The sequence below is a fragment of the Photobacterium chitinilyticum genome (assembly GCF_004104355.1).
Taxonomy (GTDB): Bacteria; Pseudomonadota; Gammaproteobacteria; order Enterobacterales; family Vibrionaceae; genus Photobacterium; species Photobacterium chitinilyticum.
Map to the genome: position 1 here is coordinate 147364 of NZ_RJLM01000008.1, position 16388 is coordinate 163751.

Annotated in this window: 12 protein-coding genes and 1 other annotated feature; of the genes, 3 read left to right on the plus strand and 9 right to left on the minus strand. The window is 49.4% G+C overall.

The features are described 5' to 3' along the window. Positions 1-53: 53 nt before the first annotated feature. From thrC to thrA, 3 genes are read right to left on the minus strand one after another with little or no spacing between them, the layout of a single operon-like run. A complete protein-coding gene (gene thrC / locus EDI28_RS18240; RefSeq protein WP_128785323.1) occupies positions 54-1340 on the minus strand; it encodes a threonine synthase in 1287 nt (428 codons plus the stop codon). A 2-nt stretch (positions 1341-1342) separates the two neighbouring features. After that, the gene (gene thrB / locus EDI28_RS18245) at positions 1343-2299 is read right to left on the minus strand and encodes a homoserine kinase (RefSeq protein ID WP_128785324.1); all 957 of its coding nucleotides are present in this window, start codon (positions 2297-2299) and stop codon (positions 1343-1345) included. 2 nt (positions 2300-2301) lie between these two features. Next, positions 2302-4761 (minus strand): bifunctional aspartate kinase/homoserine dehydrogenase I, encoded by a 2460-nt coding sequence (gene thrA / locus EDI28_RS18250; RefSeq protein ID WP_128785325.1) that lies wholly within the window; start codon positions 4759-4761, stop codon positions 2302-2304. An 84-nt stretch (positions 4762-4845) separates the two neighbouring features. Then, positions 4846-4957 (minus strand) — a sequence feature (Thr leader region). A gap of 288 nt (positions 4958-5245) precedes the next feature. Between thrA and aceK the strand changes: the two genes are divergently transcribed. Together aceK and EDI28_RS18260 are read left to right on the plus strand one after the other, a co-directional pair. Continuing rightward, positions 5246-6964, plus strand: a complete 1719-nt coding sequence (gene aceK / locus EDI28_RS18255) for a bifunctional isocitrate dehydrogenase kinase/phosphatase (protein ID WP_128785326.1) — start codon at positions 5246-5248, stop codon at positions 6962-6964. 175 nt (positions 6965-7139) lie between these two features. Beyond that, complete coding sequence (locus EDI28_RS18260; RefSeq protein WP_128785327.1) at positions 7140-7601, plus strand: hypothetical protein; 462 nt, start codon at positions 7140-7142, stop codon at positions 7599-7601. A 33-nt stretch (positions 7602-7634) separates the two neighbouring features. Here EDI28_RS18260 and EDI28_RS18265 read toward each other — a convergent pair whose 3' ends face one another. Next, positions 7635-8141 (minus strand): putative 4-hydroxy-4-methyl-2-oxoglutarate aldolase, encoded by a 507-nt coding sequence (locus tag EDI28_RS18265; protein ID WP_128785328.1) that lies wholly within the window; start codon positions 8139-8141, stop codon positions 7635-7637. A 36-nt stretch (positions 8142-8177) separates the two neighbouring features. Further along, on the minus strand, positions 8178-8582 hold the full coding sequence (locus EDI28_RS18270; protein ID WP_128785329.1) for a DUF3293 domain-containing protein: 405 nt from the start codon (positions 8580-8582) through the stop codon (positions 8178-8180). A gap of 392 nt (positions 8583-8974) precedes the next feature. On the opposite strand from EDI28_RS18270, the gene arcA reads away from it, so the two are divergent. Next, positions 8975-9694 carry a two-component system response regulator ArcA gene (gene arcA / locus EDI28_RS18275; protein WP_036816827.1) on the plus strand — a complete coding sequence of 240 codons (720 nt, stop codon included), beginning with the start codon at positions 8975-8977 and terminating at the stop codon, positions 9692-9694. 72 nt (positions 9695-9766) lie between these two features. Here the strand turns inward: arcA and EDI28_RS18280 are convergent, their stop codons facing one another. From EDI28_RS18280 to mnmL, 4 genes are all read right to left on the minus strand, one after another. Beyond that, entirely contained in the window at positions 9767-10360 is a 594-nt protein-coding gene (locus EDI28_RS18280) for a hypothetical protein (RefSeq protein WP_128785330.1), read from the minus strand. Beyond that, positions 10357-12723, minus strand: coding sequence for an aerobic respiration two-component sensor histidine kinase ArcB (arcB, locus tag EDI28_RS18285; RefSeq protein WP_128785331.1), 2367 nt, complete (start codon positions 12721-12723; stop codon positions 10357-10359). Before arcB ends, EDI28_RS18280 begins: the two co-directional genes overlap by 4 nt. Before the next feature lie 142 nt (positions 12724-12865). Continuing rightward, positions 12866-14830: a sensor domain-containing diguanylate cyclase gene (locus EDI28_RS18290; protein ID WP_233353469.1), complete on the minus strand. Its 1965-nt coding sequence runs from the start codon at positions 14828-14830 to the stop codon at positions 12866-12868. Between the two features lie 67 nt (positions 14831-14897). Beyond that, on the minus strand, positions 14898-15830 hold the full coding sequence (mnmL, locus tag EDI28_RS18295; RefSeq protein ID WP_128785332.1) for a tRNA modification radical SAM protein MnmL/YtqA: 933 nt from the start codon (positions 15828-15830) through the stop codon (positions 14898-14900). Positions 15831-16388: the final 558 nt, after the last annotated feature.

Genomic DNA, 16388 nt, shown 5'->3' on the forward strand with positions numbered 1-16388 from the left:
CAAACTCTTTCCCTCGGCTACCTTTTCTCTTTATTTATTTCTATAAAGAGGCGTTAATCCTGAACGCTTTTCAGCACCGCCTTCAGTTGTTCAAAATCATTGTCGCGCTCGAGTGACAACAGATCCATTGCATTGTGTTTCGCCAATGGAGCAGGAAGATCAATGTCCTTTTCCAGGATCTCGTCAACCACTTCCTTGAACTTCGCAGGGTGAGCCGTGCACAGGAACATACCAGTTTCCCCGTCTTCAAGCTGTTCGGTCAGAATGCGGTAGGCAATGGCACCATGCGGTTCGCACAAATACCCTTCGGCGTCCATCTGGCGCAGGGTTTCAGCCGTCTGCTCATCAGTTACAGCGCCATAGCCCAACTCACCAAGCCCCCAGCCTTTTAGCTTGCAAAGCTCTTCGATACGCGGCCAGTTATTCGGCTGGCTCACATCCATTGCATTGGAAATAGTCGGGACCGTCGGCTCCGGTGCCCACTGACCATTTTGCAGATAACGCGGTACCGTATCGTTGACATTGGTTGCCGCAATAAAACGCTTCACCGGCAAGCCCAGTGATTTTGCCAGCAGGCCCGCTGTCAGGTTACCGAAGTTACCACTTGGCACAGCAATCACCAGGCTGTCGCGCTCGGCTTTTGGCAGTTGGGAGACTGCTTCAAAGTAATAGCAGATTTGAGCCATCAAGCGACTAATATTGATGGAGTTTGCCGAGTTCAGGCCAACATCCTGACGTAACGCCTCGTCATCAAACGCTTGCTTCACCAACGCCTGGCAGTCATCAAAGGTGCCGTTAACCGCAACGGTACTAATATTGCCACCCAAGGTACAAAACAACTTTTCCTGCAATGGGCTAATCTTGCCTTTCGGATATAGGATCACCACCTTGATGTTGTCCATACCGTAGAAAGCATGGGCAACAGCGGCCCCCGTATCCCCCGATGTCGCAGTAAGGATCGTTATTTTACCGTCATGGTCTGTAACAGCGGCAAGTGACTGGGCCATAAAGCGACCGCCAAAATCCTTGAAGGCCAGAGTCGGGCCATGAAAAAGCTCAAGGGCATACACGCCATCTTTTACCTTGGCGACAGGAGCCGGAAACTGAAAGGCACTGGATACCATCTGGGTTACGGTGTCGGCAGCAAGCTCTTCACCAATGAACGCCGAGAGGATCTTGCTGCTGCGGCTTACGAAGTCCATATCGAGCAATGCATCGACATCACCCAGTTCCGGTAGCTCCGATGGGAAGAATAATCCCTGGTTGCGTCCAAGGCCCTGGCGAACTGCCTGACCAAACGAAACCTGTTCCTGGTGTTCTTTAAGGTTATACAACTTCATTGTTATAGCTCACTTCCTGTTACTTTTGATCCCTGCTCGTCAAGACGACAAACGTGGACGAATCCTTCTTCATTCTGAACATAATGCTCTTCGAGCCAACGTGCAATACGTTTGGCTACTTCAATGTCGTTGCAGACACTGAACATCGTCGGGCCCGAACCTGAGATACCGCTCGCCAGCGCACCGGCTTCCAATGCATACTGACGCGCCTCGGCAAAGCCCGGAAGCAGTCTTTCGCGATAAGGTTCTGCCACTACATCCTTGATCATAGAAGCAGCCAGCTCAGGCTGTTGCGAATGGCAGGCATGAATAAAGCCTCCCAAATAACGACCGTGGGCAATCACATCCTGACGACGGTATTGCGATGGCAGTATTGCCCGCGCCTCTGCGGTAGGTACCTTGATACCGGGATACGCCATCACCCAGTACCACTCGTCAAAACAAGGTACCGACTGGCTGATGATCCCCAGCTCTTCCACCATAAACTGCAGGCCGCCCAAATAGCACGGTGCCACATTATCATAGTGCAGGCTGCCGGAAATCTCCGCCTCCATCTCCCCCATCAGTGCCAACAGCTCGGTCTCGTCCAACGCCATGTCATGGAAACGATTGAGGGCATCCAACGCCGCAACAATCGAGCAGGCACTGGAGCCCAGCCCCGAGCCAATCGGCATATTCTTCTCAAGAGTCATGGCAACAGGCTTTGACTGCTGCCCTTTTTTATCCAGCTCGCGGCTATATACCTGCCAGCAGCGATAAACAATGTTCTCCTCGGCGACTTGTGGCAGCTTGGCGACAAACCTTCCTACACAGTCTAATGAAAATGGCTGCTCACCCGCAGCAACCCGTACCCGATCACCGAGCAAGGTGCCGTCGACCGGAGACACTGCGGCCCCCAGTACATCAAAGCCAACACTCACATTGCCAATCGACGCTGGCGCATAAACTACAACACTCATTGTTAGACTCCTAGCTTCCAGCCTAATGTACGCATCAAATCGGCAAACACACCGGCGGCAGTCACTTCGGTACCGGCACCATAGCCACGCAGCACCAAAGGAATTGGTTGATAGTAGCGGCTATAAAATGCCAGGGCATTTTCGCCGTCTTTGATCTTAAACATCGGATCGTCAGGATTCACAGCCGCAATTTTCACCGAACAGCGGCCGTTATCGATCTCTCCGACATAGCGCAGTACCTTGCCTTCCTTGGCCGCTTCCGCGGACAGCTGGCTAAAGTAGGTATCCGCCTCGGGCAGGCGGGCCATGAAATCATCCACCGACCCCTCGGCACTGAATCCCGGCGGCAGTGCCTGCTCGACCACAACATCATCAAGCTCCAGCGACAGCCCGGACTCACGAGCCAGGATCAAGAGTTTACGAGCGACATCCATACCAGACAGATCATCACGAGGATCTGGCTCGGTAAAACCGTTATTGCGTGCCACTGTTGTCGCTTCACTAAAGCTCATGCCTTCGTCCAGTTTACCGAAGATATACGACAGCGAGCCAGACAAAATGCCCGAGAAGCGCTCCAGCTCATCACCGGCCGCCATCAGGTTCTGCAAGTTTTCGATAACAGGCAGACCTGCACCTACCGTGGTGTCATACATAAACTTACGACGTGTCGAACGTGCCGCCTGGCGCAACTGCTGGTAGTAGGCCATGCTTGCGGTATTGGCCTTCTTGTTCGGTGTAATCACATGGAAACCGGCAGCCAAATAATCGGCGTATTGCTCGGCAATGCCCTGATCGGAGGTACAGTCAATGATCACCGGGTTGATGATATGGTTACGCCGCACCAGCTGGATCATCCGGGCCAGGCTAAGCGGCTCACTGGCCTGCCCCATCAGATCACGCCAGTTGTCCAGCGGCAGGCCGTTGCTGTCCAACAACAGGCCACTGCTATTGGCCAAACCACACACCCTGATCACGATACCATTATCAGCCAGCTTCTCCTGTTGACGGCGAACCTGATCCACCAGCTCACCACCGACACCACCGACACCGATAACAAACACATCAAGAAAGTGCTTGCTGTTAAATAGGTTCTCGTGACAAGCCTTCACCGCCTCGGACACTTTTGCTACTGGGACCACGGCTGAAATCGCGCGCTCCGACGAGCCCTGCGCAATCGCAATGATGTTCACATCAACTTCTGCCAATGAGGTAAAGAAACGGGAGGCGACACCGCGGGAGGTACGCATACCGTCACCAACCAAAGTCACAATGGCCAAATCATCAAGAAACTCTACCGGCTCCAGCAGGCCTTCTTTAAGCTCCAGCTCGAAATTATTCCGCAATGCCTTCTGCGCAATAACCTTATCTTCACTCTCGATACAGAAACTAATACTGTATTCCGAGGATGACTGAGTGATCAATACAATCGATACCCCAGCCGCTGACATCGCGCCAAACACACGTGCCGCCATGCCAACCATGCCTTTCATTCCCGGGCCGGAAACATTGACCATAGTCAGATCTTTCAGCGTTGTGATCCCTTTGATATCCAGCTTATCTTCACCGGTATCGAGACCAATCAGGGTGCCTGCACCCTGCGGGTTAAAACTGTTTTTGATTAGACAGGGGATATGGAACTGAGCAATCGGGGCGATGGTTTTCGGATGCAGTACCGAAGCACCAAAATAGGACAGCTCCATGGCTTCCTGGTAGCTGAGAGACTTGAGCAGCCGTGCATCCGGAACCAGGCGGGGATCGCAGTTATAGACGCCGTCAACATCAGTCCAGATCTCACAGCACTCGGCACGCAGACATGCAGCCAGAACTGCCGCCGAGTAATCAGAGCCATTACGACCCAGGGTTACCAGTTCCCCTTTCTCATTACCGGCGGTAAAGCCCGGCATAATATTCACATGTCCTTCGGGTAGCGGGTCTTGCTTGAAGTTGTTGGTCGAGACTTCGATATCGACATGGGCTTCGAGGTAGTCACCATACGCCAGCAGACGCTCAACAGGATCAATCAGACTGGCCGGCTGGCCCTTGGCTTCGAGCATCGCTTTCATCGCGACAATGGATAAGCGCTCACCCTTGCTGATCACTTTGGCATAGACGTTATCCGGACACAGCCCCAACAGCTTCATACCATGGACGTATTGCCTCAGCTGTCCCAGAGAGCTTGCCAGCTTGGCATCTAACAGTGCTTTGTCAAATTTAGGCTCCAGTTTCTGAAGACCAGAAAACAAGTCCTTAAAAACCGCCTCCAAATCGGCAAGCTGCAGATCTGCCTCCCCTGTCTTGACGGTACTATCAATGACCGAGACCAGCTTATTCGTCACCTTGCCCGGAGCCGAAAGCACCACAGATACCTCGCCCTGCTGGGCGTTGTTGGCAATGATATCTGCTGCCCGCGAAAAACGGTCCGCATCTGCCAGTGATGAACCACCAAACTTTAATACTCGCATTCCCTACTCCAACTTCCTGATTCACTGACTACCGAACTGCATAATTCGCACTGGTGTAAGCAAAAATATTCCAATAAAAAAGGTAAAAAAAAAGCCCGCACTTTCTGAGTGCGGGCTTTTTTCAAATCTTATGCGTATCAGCCCGCCCCAACACGCATGGTGCCGGTAATAATAATGGTGGTGGTGATGCTGATCGCTGTAAACATAGTAGCCTTTGGTCTAGCCAATATTCTGTATTACTTAACGTTTACCGGAATGTGCTTATCGAGTCAACAAAGTTTTTCACTTTTCTCGAACAAGCTGCTAGCAATTAGGCGGTAAAACACCCAGCCTTACAATGACTAAAAGGAATAAAAAACAAGCGATAGATTGAAGTTAAGCGTGCAGCGTTGCATAGTAGTGTTTATGATTGAATAATAATTAGCCAGCTTTGAGACAGTAGCGCTAAGAAAACTGTCTACTCTATAGTTCGGAGGGATCCCGAATGGCAGCAGTAATGGAACAGCTCGTAGCCCACACAATTTTACAAGGTTTTGATGCCATGTACGGCCGATTCCTGGATGTCACCGCTGGTGCCCAGGAACGTTTTGAAGGACGAAACTGGCCAGCCGTCCATCAGGCTCTCAAGAAACGGATCAGTTTTTACGATCACCATGTCGGACTGGTCACCAGCCAGATCCAAATCATGCTTGGCGAGCGTTACGCCAACCGTACCTTTCTCATGGCGGTAAAATCTGCCTATGTCGATTTATTGCTAGACTACCCCCGCTACGACATCGCGGAAAGCTTCTTTAACTCCGTCTACTGCCGGATCTTCGAGCATCGAAATATCAACCGAGACAAGCTGTTTGTCCATAGCTCACAGGAAGGACGAATACCAACCTACCCGACTTCGCTGACCCGTACCTACAATACCGGCAACGGATTGACAAGCGTGCTGGAAAGAATGCTTGATGACATGCCATTTACGCTGAACTGGGAAGACAAACACCGTGACATCGACCTTATCGTCCAGCGATTGCAAAACGATCTGGGTAACGCAGCACTAGGTAGCACTCCGGTTATCGAAATGATCCGCGAGCCCTTTTTCCGCAACAAGGCAGCCTACCTGATTGGGAGAATTATCCTCAAAGATAACCGTACAGTGCCTTTGGTCTTGCCCGTACTCAACAACAGCAGCAAACAGTTATATATTGATGCCTGCCTTTGCCATGTCGACAATGTCAGCATCATCTTTGGCTTTGCCCGGTCTTACTTCATGGTTTACGCCCCGGCTCCGGCTGCACTGGTTCGTTTTCTGGCCGAAATCCTCCCCAACAAGACCAAAGCCGAACTCTATACCGCAATAGGCTGTCAGAAACACGGGAAAACCGAACTCTTCAGAGAATTCCTGCACCATATGGAAAATTCAGATGATCAGTTTATTTCGGCACCGGGGATCAAGGGAATGGTCATGTCCGTATTCACCCTTCCATCCTATGATTTTGTGTTCAAAATCATCAAAGACAAGTTTGCGCCGCAAAAAGATATCAGCCACGCTACCGTCAGGGAAAAGTACAAGCTGGTTAAGGAACATGACCGTGTTGGCCGCATGGCCGACACCCAGGAATACCGCAACTTCTCCTTCGAGCGACACAGGTTCAGTGATGAGCTGCTTGAAGAGTTGCTGGATGTTGCCCCGTCGATCATCAAGGTCACCGACGATCAAATTATTATCAAACACCTGTACACCGAACGGCGAATGATCCCGTTCAACATATATATCGAACAGGCCGATGAGCAGGATCTTCGCCATGCCGTTGATGAATATGGCAAGGCAATCAAACAACTGGCAGCAGCCAACATTTTCCCCGGTGATATGCTATTCAAGAACTTCGGGGTCACCCGACATAAACGCGTTGTGTTCTATGACTACGATGAAATTAGTTATATGACTGAAATGAACTTTCGCAAAATCCCGCCTCCCCGCTATCCGGAAGACGAGATGGCAGCAGAGCCGTGGTACAGCGTCGGAATCAACGATGTTTTCCCGGAAGAGTTTCGGACATTTTTGTTGATCAACCCTACCGTCAGGGCACTGTTCAATGAACTGCACAGTGATTTATTTGAAGCCGGTTACTGGCAGCAGCTACAACAAAATATCACTCATGGCCAATATGAGGATGTATTCCCATATAACAACAAGCATCGACTACGAAAATAGAACCGGATCTTCGCGTAGTTTCAGACGGAATTTTTATGCCGAGCATCTCATTAGGTAATATATGGTGTGCCAATCATGAGAATTCTGTTCTAATATTGATAAGACTGACTATGATCAGGTAGTAATAATAAGTACGTTATAAACAACAATAATAATGCACAGGGAAGGTGGCGCAATGAAGCAATTGCTGATCACGATTGCCCTGCTGGTAGTGGCGTTTCCAACAACAGCAGCAGAAAAAGGACTCTTTAATCTGATCGGACAGAATAACGCTTCGTCCGGCTGGTTTATGTCGTCTCAATCAAAAAGTGCGGAACAATTCGATGTCTGGCAGATAGACAGCGGTTATGCCTATGCGCTGAGCGATAACACCGAACTCTACCTCAGCACCCGACTCAAAACAGGCAACCAATCCCAGGCAGCTACCCGCGGGCTACTCTCCGGTGTAAAGTACAGCTTTTCCTCAAAAATCAGCCTACAAAGTGCATTAACATCTGAAACTGTTCAGGAAGAAACGGTAATGGGTGTGGAGGTTTCAAGCCAGTATGAAGTCACTGACCGGGTAAATTTTCACGCCACCGTCGACTACGAGGCACTGGAACAAATCTACCAGCTGGGCATAGGCTTCCGCTTCTAGTTTTCTTCTTTGCTATGCCCGGCCTTTAACTCTTTAGCTAGAGTCCTTTTCGAGAAAAGACAGATCCAACCGCTTCTGACTCAGCAATATTCCGTTCAGATCGGCGTATAACATATCGCCCGGGTACACCATGGTATGGGCAACGGTTAATGTTACGTTACGATCCCCTGTTTGCCGCTTTTCTGTTTTTAGCGGACACGCCGCAAGGGCCTTCACTCCGATATCAATAGTTGCCAGAGTTCCAACATCACGCGCAGCACCATTAATCACAACCCCCTCCCAATGATTCTTCTGTGCCAAAAACGCCAGTTGATCGCCAAGCAACGCGAGACGACAAGAACCATGCCCGTCAATGAACAAGACCTTACCGGTTCCGTCTTCAGAAACGATATCCCGCACCAAGCTGTTATCCTCAAAACAACGCAGGGTAACCACTTCGCCGTAAAATACCTTTCTTCCGCCGTAATCCAGCATTGTCAAAGGAAGCCAGCGAACATCCTGTCCATACTGATCACACAAATCGGGTAGTAAATCTAGCATCACAATCTCCTTTGTCTTCAAGGTAAGTGCAGCCCTCTACTCAGTGTAGAAAAAGTCTTTGATTTCACCCAGATTTATTGCCCTAACCTCATCCATCAAAGCTGGTACCAAGTAGAGTTCCCCCCTCTCAACCCAGTAAAATGCATTTTGCTGCCAACGACATGCCAGACGGTTAGCTTGCTCCTGGGCAACGGCTGCGACAAAGCTAACCTCTTGCCAGCTGCCGTCCGGGGCACGGGTTATTACCGTTTGTACCCCATTTGTCATACTTTGAAGCTCAATTTTCAGTAATTCGTTCCGTTTTACGTTGTCAGGGTTATTAAGAACAATGCTTCTGGGGTTAAATGCTGTTAGAATTGCAAAACAAGGGTAAACAGGGTGTTGCTCGGCTTTGAATAAAATAGTCTGGTAGCTACACCACAACGAGATGTTTTCACACATTTTCAGTTTTACCTTAAGTGCGACGTAGTATTTTGTAGCTAATGTTAAACAAACTGAAGATTCATAGAAGCATTCATTCTGTTTGATATAAATCAAGAAAGCGCCAAAAATCAGTCACGAAACAAAGCCGCAATATTGTTAGCGAGCTGTTAAGTGCATACAATCGTCGCCATCCCACGGAGATTGTAGCCAATGCCCCTTGTTTTCGGGCTCTTTCAGCAATGTAATGAGATATCATCATGCTGAATAAAGGATGGCGTACCAAACAGGCTGCTTTTCAGCTTAATAAAATGTATTTTTCCTAATACTTTGCCTGTATGTGAATTTTTTTTATAGAATTTAACTATTCTGTTTTTGACCAGATTCCGTTTTTAGAAATTTAGGTACTGCCAATGCAAACCCCTCACATTCTAATTGTAGAAGACGAGCACGTAACACGTAATACCCTGAAAAGCATCTTTGAGGCAGAGGGTTATACTGTATTTGAAGCCAATGACGGTGCAGAGATGCACCAGATGCTATCCGAGCATCCGGTTCACCTTGTGATCATGGATATCAACCTGCCGGGCAAAAACGGCCTGCTGCTTGCACGCGAACTACGCGAGCAAGGCGACATGGCGTTAATGTTCCTAACCGGCCGTGACAACGAAGTTGATAAGATCTTGGGTCTTGAAATTGGTGCAGATGATTACATCACTAAGCCATTCAACCCACGTGAACTGACTATCCGTGCTCGTAACCTGCTAACCCGTGCTATGAACCAAGGCCTGCCAACCGAAGACAAACGTCTGGTTGAACGCTACGAGTTTAATGGCTGGTCGCTTGAGATTAACAGCCGCTCTTTGGTTAGTCCAAGTGGCGACCAGTTCAAGCTACCACGTTCTGAGTTCCGTGCCCTGCTTCACTTCTGTGAAAACCCAGGCAAGATCCAGACCCGTGCCGAGCTACTGAAGAAAATGACAGGCCGTGAGCTGAAACCACACGACCGTACTGTTGACGTTACGATCCGTCGTATTCGTAAGCACTTCGAGTCAGTTGCCGATACGCCTGAAATCATTGCGACCATTCACGGTGAAGGCTACCGCTTCTGCGGTGATCTGGACGAAGAATAATTCTTTGACCATGCTAATAAAAAAGGCTCCCAAAGGAGCCTTTTTTAGTTTCAGCAAAAAAGACAAACCGTCCTAGAATACCTGAGCCAGCTCCACATCATGCTGGACAATAATGTACTCTACGCCACCGAACATAAAAATCACCGCAATATCGACACGACTGCCCGGCACCCATTCCGGACCTTCGCGCAATACAACTTCCAGTGTCAATTCACCTTCGGCACGTACCTCCAGGTTATCTTTGACCAGCCACTGCTTATCCTCATGCTCCAGCAGCACCTGGAATATATCGATGCCCTGCGGCAAGGTTTTCATGTCGGTTGTCTGTAGCTTCACGGAAGCATGCAGCCGGTTGGACGGCTTGGTACCATCGTCACCAATGACCGGCATGCTATTTAGCCACAGCTCGCTACTGAGGTTGACCGTTGTCTCCTCAAGTATCAGCTCAGTCGGCGACTGCCAGATATCCGCTGCCAGCGGGACCTGGCTCGGTTCGGATGCAGGTTCCGGCTCGGTCGACAACGCCTCTACATCGCCTTCAGCAGCTGGAGATTGAGCTTCCGCATCAACAGGGGATTCGGCACCTGTCACCTCAGTTTTTTCCGGCTCAGAGCAAGCAGTCAGCAACAAACTGCCGACAGCCAACAAGATGTATCTCAGCTTCATGATGATCTCTCCTGAGTAGCCAGCCAGCCTTTAAGCACATTAAGGTCATTCTGGTAACCGTCTTTGATCTCATCGACCCAGTCATTGATGTTTTCCCACCAGGCGGGCAGCTCGGGCGACTGTGCTTTCTGGGCAACCTGCTGGATATGTTTCAATCCGATAGCCCCTGCCGCTCCTTTAATTTTGTGCGCCTCAAACTTAATGCCGTCCTTATCCTTGGCTGTCATATTGGAATCTAGGATCTCAATATACTCCGGCATTTTTTCCTCAAACATAGTAATACTGTCGTAGACAGGTTTGGTACCAACTATTTCAACATAGGAAATCAACATCTCGAGATCCAATAGCTGGTTCACCATATCCTCACTCAAACCATTAACTTCCTGCTCCGGGAGCTGGTCATCCATTTCCTCATCCTCATCAATTGGGCAAGTCAGCACCAAGCGCTGGATCACTTCAGTAATCGCTTTCACACTGAGTGGTTTGCTGAGCGCATCATCCATGCCTTTTTCTAGATATTCTGCCTTATCTTTAATCACATTGGCCGTCAGCGCCACCAAGGCAGGCAAATAGTCATACTTCTCTCGCAATATACGGGCAATATCAAAGCCGGACATATCAGGCAGCTGAATATCAAGCAATACCAAATCATAGGCTTCAGGATCAAACTTCTCCAGCGCTTCATCACCACGCATCGCAATGGTCACCTCATGACCCAAGCTCTCCAGCAGTGCCTTGGCAACCGTGATATTCAACTCAATATCTTCAACCATGAAGATATTCAGGCTGACTTGAGGGAGCACTGGCATCACCTCTTCTTCCGCTTTTTCAATCAGCGGAGTCCGGATGGTAACGGTAAAAGTACTGCCTTCACCGACTTCAGATGAAACGGTAATATCACCGCCCATCATCTGGACCAGCTGCCGAGAAACAGCCAAACCGATCCCCGTGCCCACCGCGTGTAGATTGTCACTGCCTTCCTTGACCTGATAATACATCGCGAAGATTTTATCCAGTTCAGTGTCAGGAATACCTATTCCGCTGTCCTCAACCTCGAAAGTGATCTCTGCTTGTTGTTCCAAAATCTCACTGCTGACCGACAGCACCACACCGCCCTCTTTGGTAAACTTGGTCGCGTTGCTCACCAGGTTCCATAACACCTGGCGCAGCCGGGTGCTGTCGACCTCGATGCAACGCGGCAAGTCCGTGAGGCGCTCTAGATCGAAACGCAGCCCTTTCTGCTCGGCCATCAAGCCGGAGATGTTTTCCATCTCTACCACAAACTCTTCGAAATCAAGGGGTTTAGGCAATAATTCCAGACGGCGGCGATCAGATTTATCCATATCGATAATGTCATTGAAAATGTTACCCAGCGTGATCGCACTGACATGAATGGTACGCATATAGCCGCGCTGTTCTTTGTTCAGGCGGGTTTCCAGCAACATTCGGCTTAGTCCTACGATACCGTTAAGCGGCGTTCGCAGCTCATGGCTGATAGTGGAAATGAAGGCCGTCTTATCCCGGCTGGCCTTCTCTTGCGCATCCTGGTATTGCTTGCGCTCGGTAATATCACGGCCAAAGCCCATCAGCCCCAAACGGCGACCATCTCGGCTGTAAAACGGAACCTTTCGCAGCTCGAAGATAGCCTTGCGGCCGTCCGGGTATTCCAGCCACTGCTCATAGGTAAGCGATACGCTCTGGTTAAAGACCTGCTGATCCGTCTCAGCAATCTTGCTCGCCACCTCCTCGCTGTAGACATCCCAGGGAGTCAGCCCCACCAGTTGCTTCTCCGTTCTGTCCGTGAGCTCTTCCATTGCCCGGTTGCAACCTGAAAACTGGCCTTTTTCATTACGGTAGTAGATAAGATCTGGCGATGCATCGAGAAACGATTTCAATAATGCGCTCTGCTCCGCCAGCTCGAGCTGGGCATTTTCCCGTTGATAGACTTCATTTTCCAAATCTTGCATCGCTACCTGGCGGGCTTCCTCAGCTTTTTCACGCTCTTCAATTTCCAGGTTAAGCTGGGTAATATTATCCTGCAGCTGTTTGTTAAGCTGCATATCTCGCGAGCGCATTTCTTCCAGCTTGGTCACTAACTTAGACAAACGCTGACGAGAGTCTTCCAGCTGGTCAACAACTACCGATAGAAAATACACCGCCCACGGCGTGATCAGCAGGCCGAAAAATACCGAACGAACGATATCAATATCATGTACTTCCCCCTGCAGTACCAGGGTGATCCCAACCTGTACGACGACGGCCAGAGCCACTAGGGCCAACGCCAGTAACAAACTGAACCTTACGATGCCAAGCTTAACCAGCAAGTCGACATAGAACTGGGCCAGTACTTTGATTTGTTTCATTATTCATTCCTACCAATGAAAGGCTACAACCATGATAATCGCCCCGGGGGCAGAACCAAAGGATTCGCCCCACAGATATCTCATTTGCCCCGATATAACAAAGCCTGCTAATGCAGGCTTTCATGCTAAGTGTTCGGTCTCGCTAAAACCCGTCGCTATCAGACATCGACATTGTACAGTTGCGTCCTACCGCCTTGGCTTTATACAGTGCAATATCTGCCATTTCTATCAACTCACCATAATCCTGAACCGGTAGCGGGGTAATGGTGGCGATCCCCAGACTGACCGTCAGCTTGGTATCGATACCAGAATACATATGGGAGATCCCCTTTTCGGCCAACTGCCGGTGCACTTTCGCTGCGATAACCTCACCGCCTTTCATATCAGTATTGGGCAGCAGAAAAGCAAACTCCTCCCCCCCGTAGCGAGCCACTTCATCGGTTTCGCGTTTTACCACCGAACGGAACACCTTAGCCACTTCCCGTAGGGCATAATCCCCTTGCTGGTGACCATAGTTATCATTAAACGCTTTGAAGTTATCGATATCACACAGGATCAAGGTCAGCGGCTTTTGCTCCCGAATATGACTATGCCAGAGCTTGCGTAACTGCTCATCAAAACTGCGCCGGTTGGCGACCTTGGTCAGACTGTCAATAAAGCTCAGTTCCTGCAACTCCATAATGGCATCAGCCAGTTGCTGCTCTGCCATTTTGCGCTCAGTCACGTCACGGGCCATTACCAACACCCCGGCTGTACCATCTGTCGGATCGCGATAAGGTGACTTTACCACCTCGTACCAAATCGGCGTACCATCTTCCAAAATGACATAGTCATCCATTTTCAGGGCAACGCCTTCTCGGATAACCTGCTGATCCGCTTCCTGGGACAGTTCCCACTTATCAGGCTCAAGCACCTCAGAGACGACCTTGCCCAGCAACTCTCCCTGTCCGAAGCCCAAGGAACGTGCAAACGGCTCATTACAGCCCACATAGATACCGTGCTCATTATAGAGGCCGATAGGATCCGTGCTGGCACTCATGATGGTATCAAGCAACGTATTGCGCTGTGCCAGTGCCTGCTCAGTGATTTCCCGCTTCTCTATTTCTTGTTTTAGGCTTTCCTGCATTTCATGCCAGTCTGTCACATCGTGGCTAATACTGAGGGTACCAATAGCTTCACCGTTATCCCCAATCAGCAACGTTTTATTCGTCTCCAATAATCGACTGGAACCATCAGGAGCGGTGGTCCAGGTATGACTCGAGTTGTTCGCCCCGGAAACACAGTCATCATCCCCCATGACACCTTCACTGACTCTCCCGCGCCAGAAACGATCAAACGCTTTGTTGGTGCCGATAGTTTGGCCTGATTTATCCTGAAAATAGACCAGCTCGGAAAGAGAGTTCAATACCTGCTGAAACACCCGCTGTTCTTGCTTCAGCTTTGCAGGAGATGTCGGCCGCTGCGGCGGCTTGACGATAAACAGTAACCAGGCAGGCTGCCATTTATACCTTACCGGCTGGCCAGATACCGTTAACTTCAACATTCGCCCCTGTGCAAAATGCAGCTCTTCGCTCACGTTGCGAAAACCACGACGAAAAGAAAAGGGTCGCAAAAAATCAAACATCATCTGTGGGCTGATTTCGTCCGGATACAGATAGCGACCATCAAGCTTACGGATCCCAAGTAGCTCGCGGCAACTTTTATTACCATAAAGTAAAGAACCATCTTTTCTTTTAATAATGGCGACCGCCAGCGGCATATGGGTCAGGGAGGCATGCAGTTTACGAAAAGATGATGAGCCAAGATGGTGAAGGAGTAATACCACCAGCCCGCCTCCGACAATGATAACCATGATCATCAAAGTGAAGAGCAGAATTGAGCTATTGAGGCTGTCTACAGCTTCCTGGGCAAACCCCGGCAACGGGCAGAGTAGGCTGGCGACAATGAATAAAAAACGAGTAGGTACTCGAGCACTTCTCCGAATGATTAACCGACAGAAGCTTCCTGTTTTTTTCCAGCAGTATTTCATCGAGGTACCTCGAATGCCGGAAGCCCATAACCGGCGGTTAGGGCTACTGACTGAATCTAGAGCAATGGCTGACAGCATGCTTTTTATTGAAAAGTTACTTATTGACTCCTGCTAATCTACCATATTTCTTCTTTCTACCAAGATCCTACTTAACAGGCTGATAAATAAAAGGCTGGTCCAATGCGCTACCCTGGGCACCGGATTGATCAAGACGGCGGCCTATTTCTGTCATCGCCAACCAGCGGTTTTCACACCAGGTCGGAGCGAGCAGAGTTGGGCGACGGGCACTGGCTGATACCCGGTGGTAAACGACTTCGGGCGGCGTTAAGCGAATCATCTCTGAAGCAATTTCTGCATAGTCGTCCAAGCCCAGAGCGTCCAAGCGATTGGCCTTCCATGCCTGACCCATTTTGCTCCCTTCAACAATATGCAGGGGGTGAAGTTTTATACCATCGACACCGGCGTCTACAGTGCGACGGATCGTCTCTAAATTATCGTCTTTAGTATCGCCCGGCAGTCCGACAATTAAATGGGTACACACTTTAATGCCCAGCGCACGAGCACGCTTGGTGATCTGCTCGTAGCAAGCAAAATCATGGCCACGGTTAATACGCTTCAACGTTTTATCATTGGCGGTTTGCAACCCCAGCTCAAGCCAAATTTCATAACCTTGCCGGCAGTAACTGGCAAGTAGCTCCAGTACAGCATCAGGCACACAATCAGGACGGGTACCAACACACAACCCGACAATATCAGCCGCCTGCAATGCTTCTTCATACATATTTTTCAGCAACTGTACTTCGGCGTACGTATTTGTGTAAGCCTGGAAGTAAGCCAAGTAGCGCTTCGCTCTGTCGGTCTGCGCTGCTCGCTCTGCCAGTTGCTGGCTAATCGGTAAATATTGCGCCTGCTCATCGGCAAACGAGGCCACATTGCAAAAGGTACAGCCGCCACGACCTATCGTGCCATCACGGTTTGGACAGCTAAACCCACCATGCAGGGTAAGCTTGTGTACCTTCTCTCCATAGCGGCGTTGTAAATCCTGTCCAAATGTATTGACTAATTCGTGCAACTGCATCGTGTCACCTGAGTGGTAAAGTAAAAAAGCAGCGCAGACTAACACCAATCAGACCGCCGGAGTTTGTGCCAAAACAATAAATATCGCTTAATCTCCTTGCTGTAGCACTCCTACACCGTAGTGACAGAAAACTACAAAACCAATTCTAGGTAACCCGCCATTAACCTTAATAAATAAGCGGTTAATAACCATAAGCTGGCAGGTCATATTCATAACGAGAACCGTTATCGAATAAAAAATCAATAACGTGAGCTATAAATTCATATAGCTAGCAATTTTATGCTAAGCGACTACTATTTTTTGTTGGTAATTGATAAATCAAAATTGTAGGATAGTTACAGCTGTGTGCAATTTATGAACAATAAATGTGGCGATTTCACCCCTAAAAATAGTGATTTATGTCACCACCTCTAGGTAGTCGTAGAACTTTTGCAAACCAGAGCAAGAGTGCTACAGAATTAAGTTTGCTAATGATTCGAAACATCATCCCACAGCAAACATGCGTTTCACCGGCTGGACAGGAGTCCATTTGATACCGGTCGCGATGCACAAAAATAA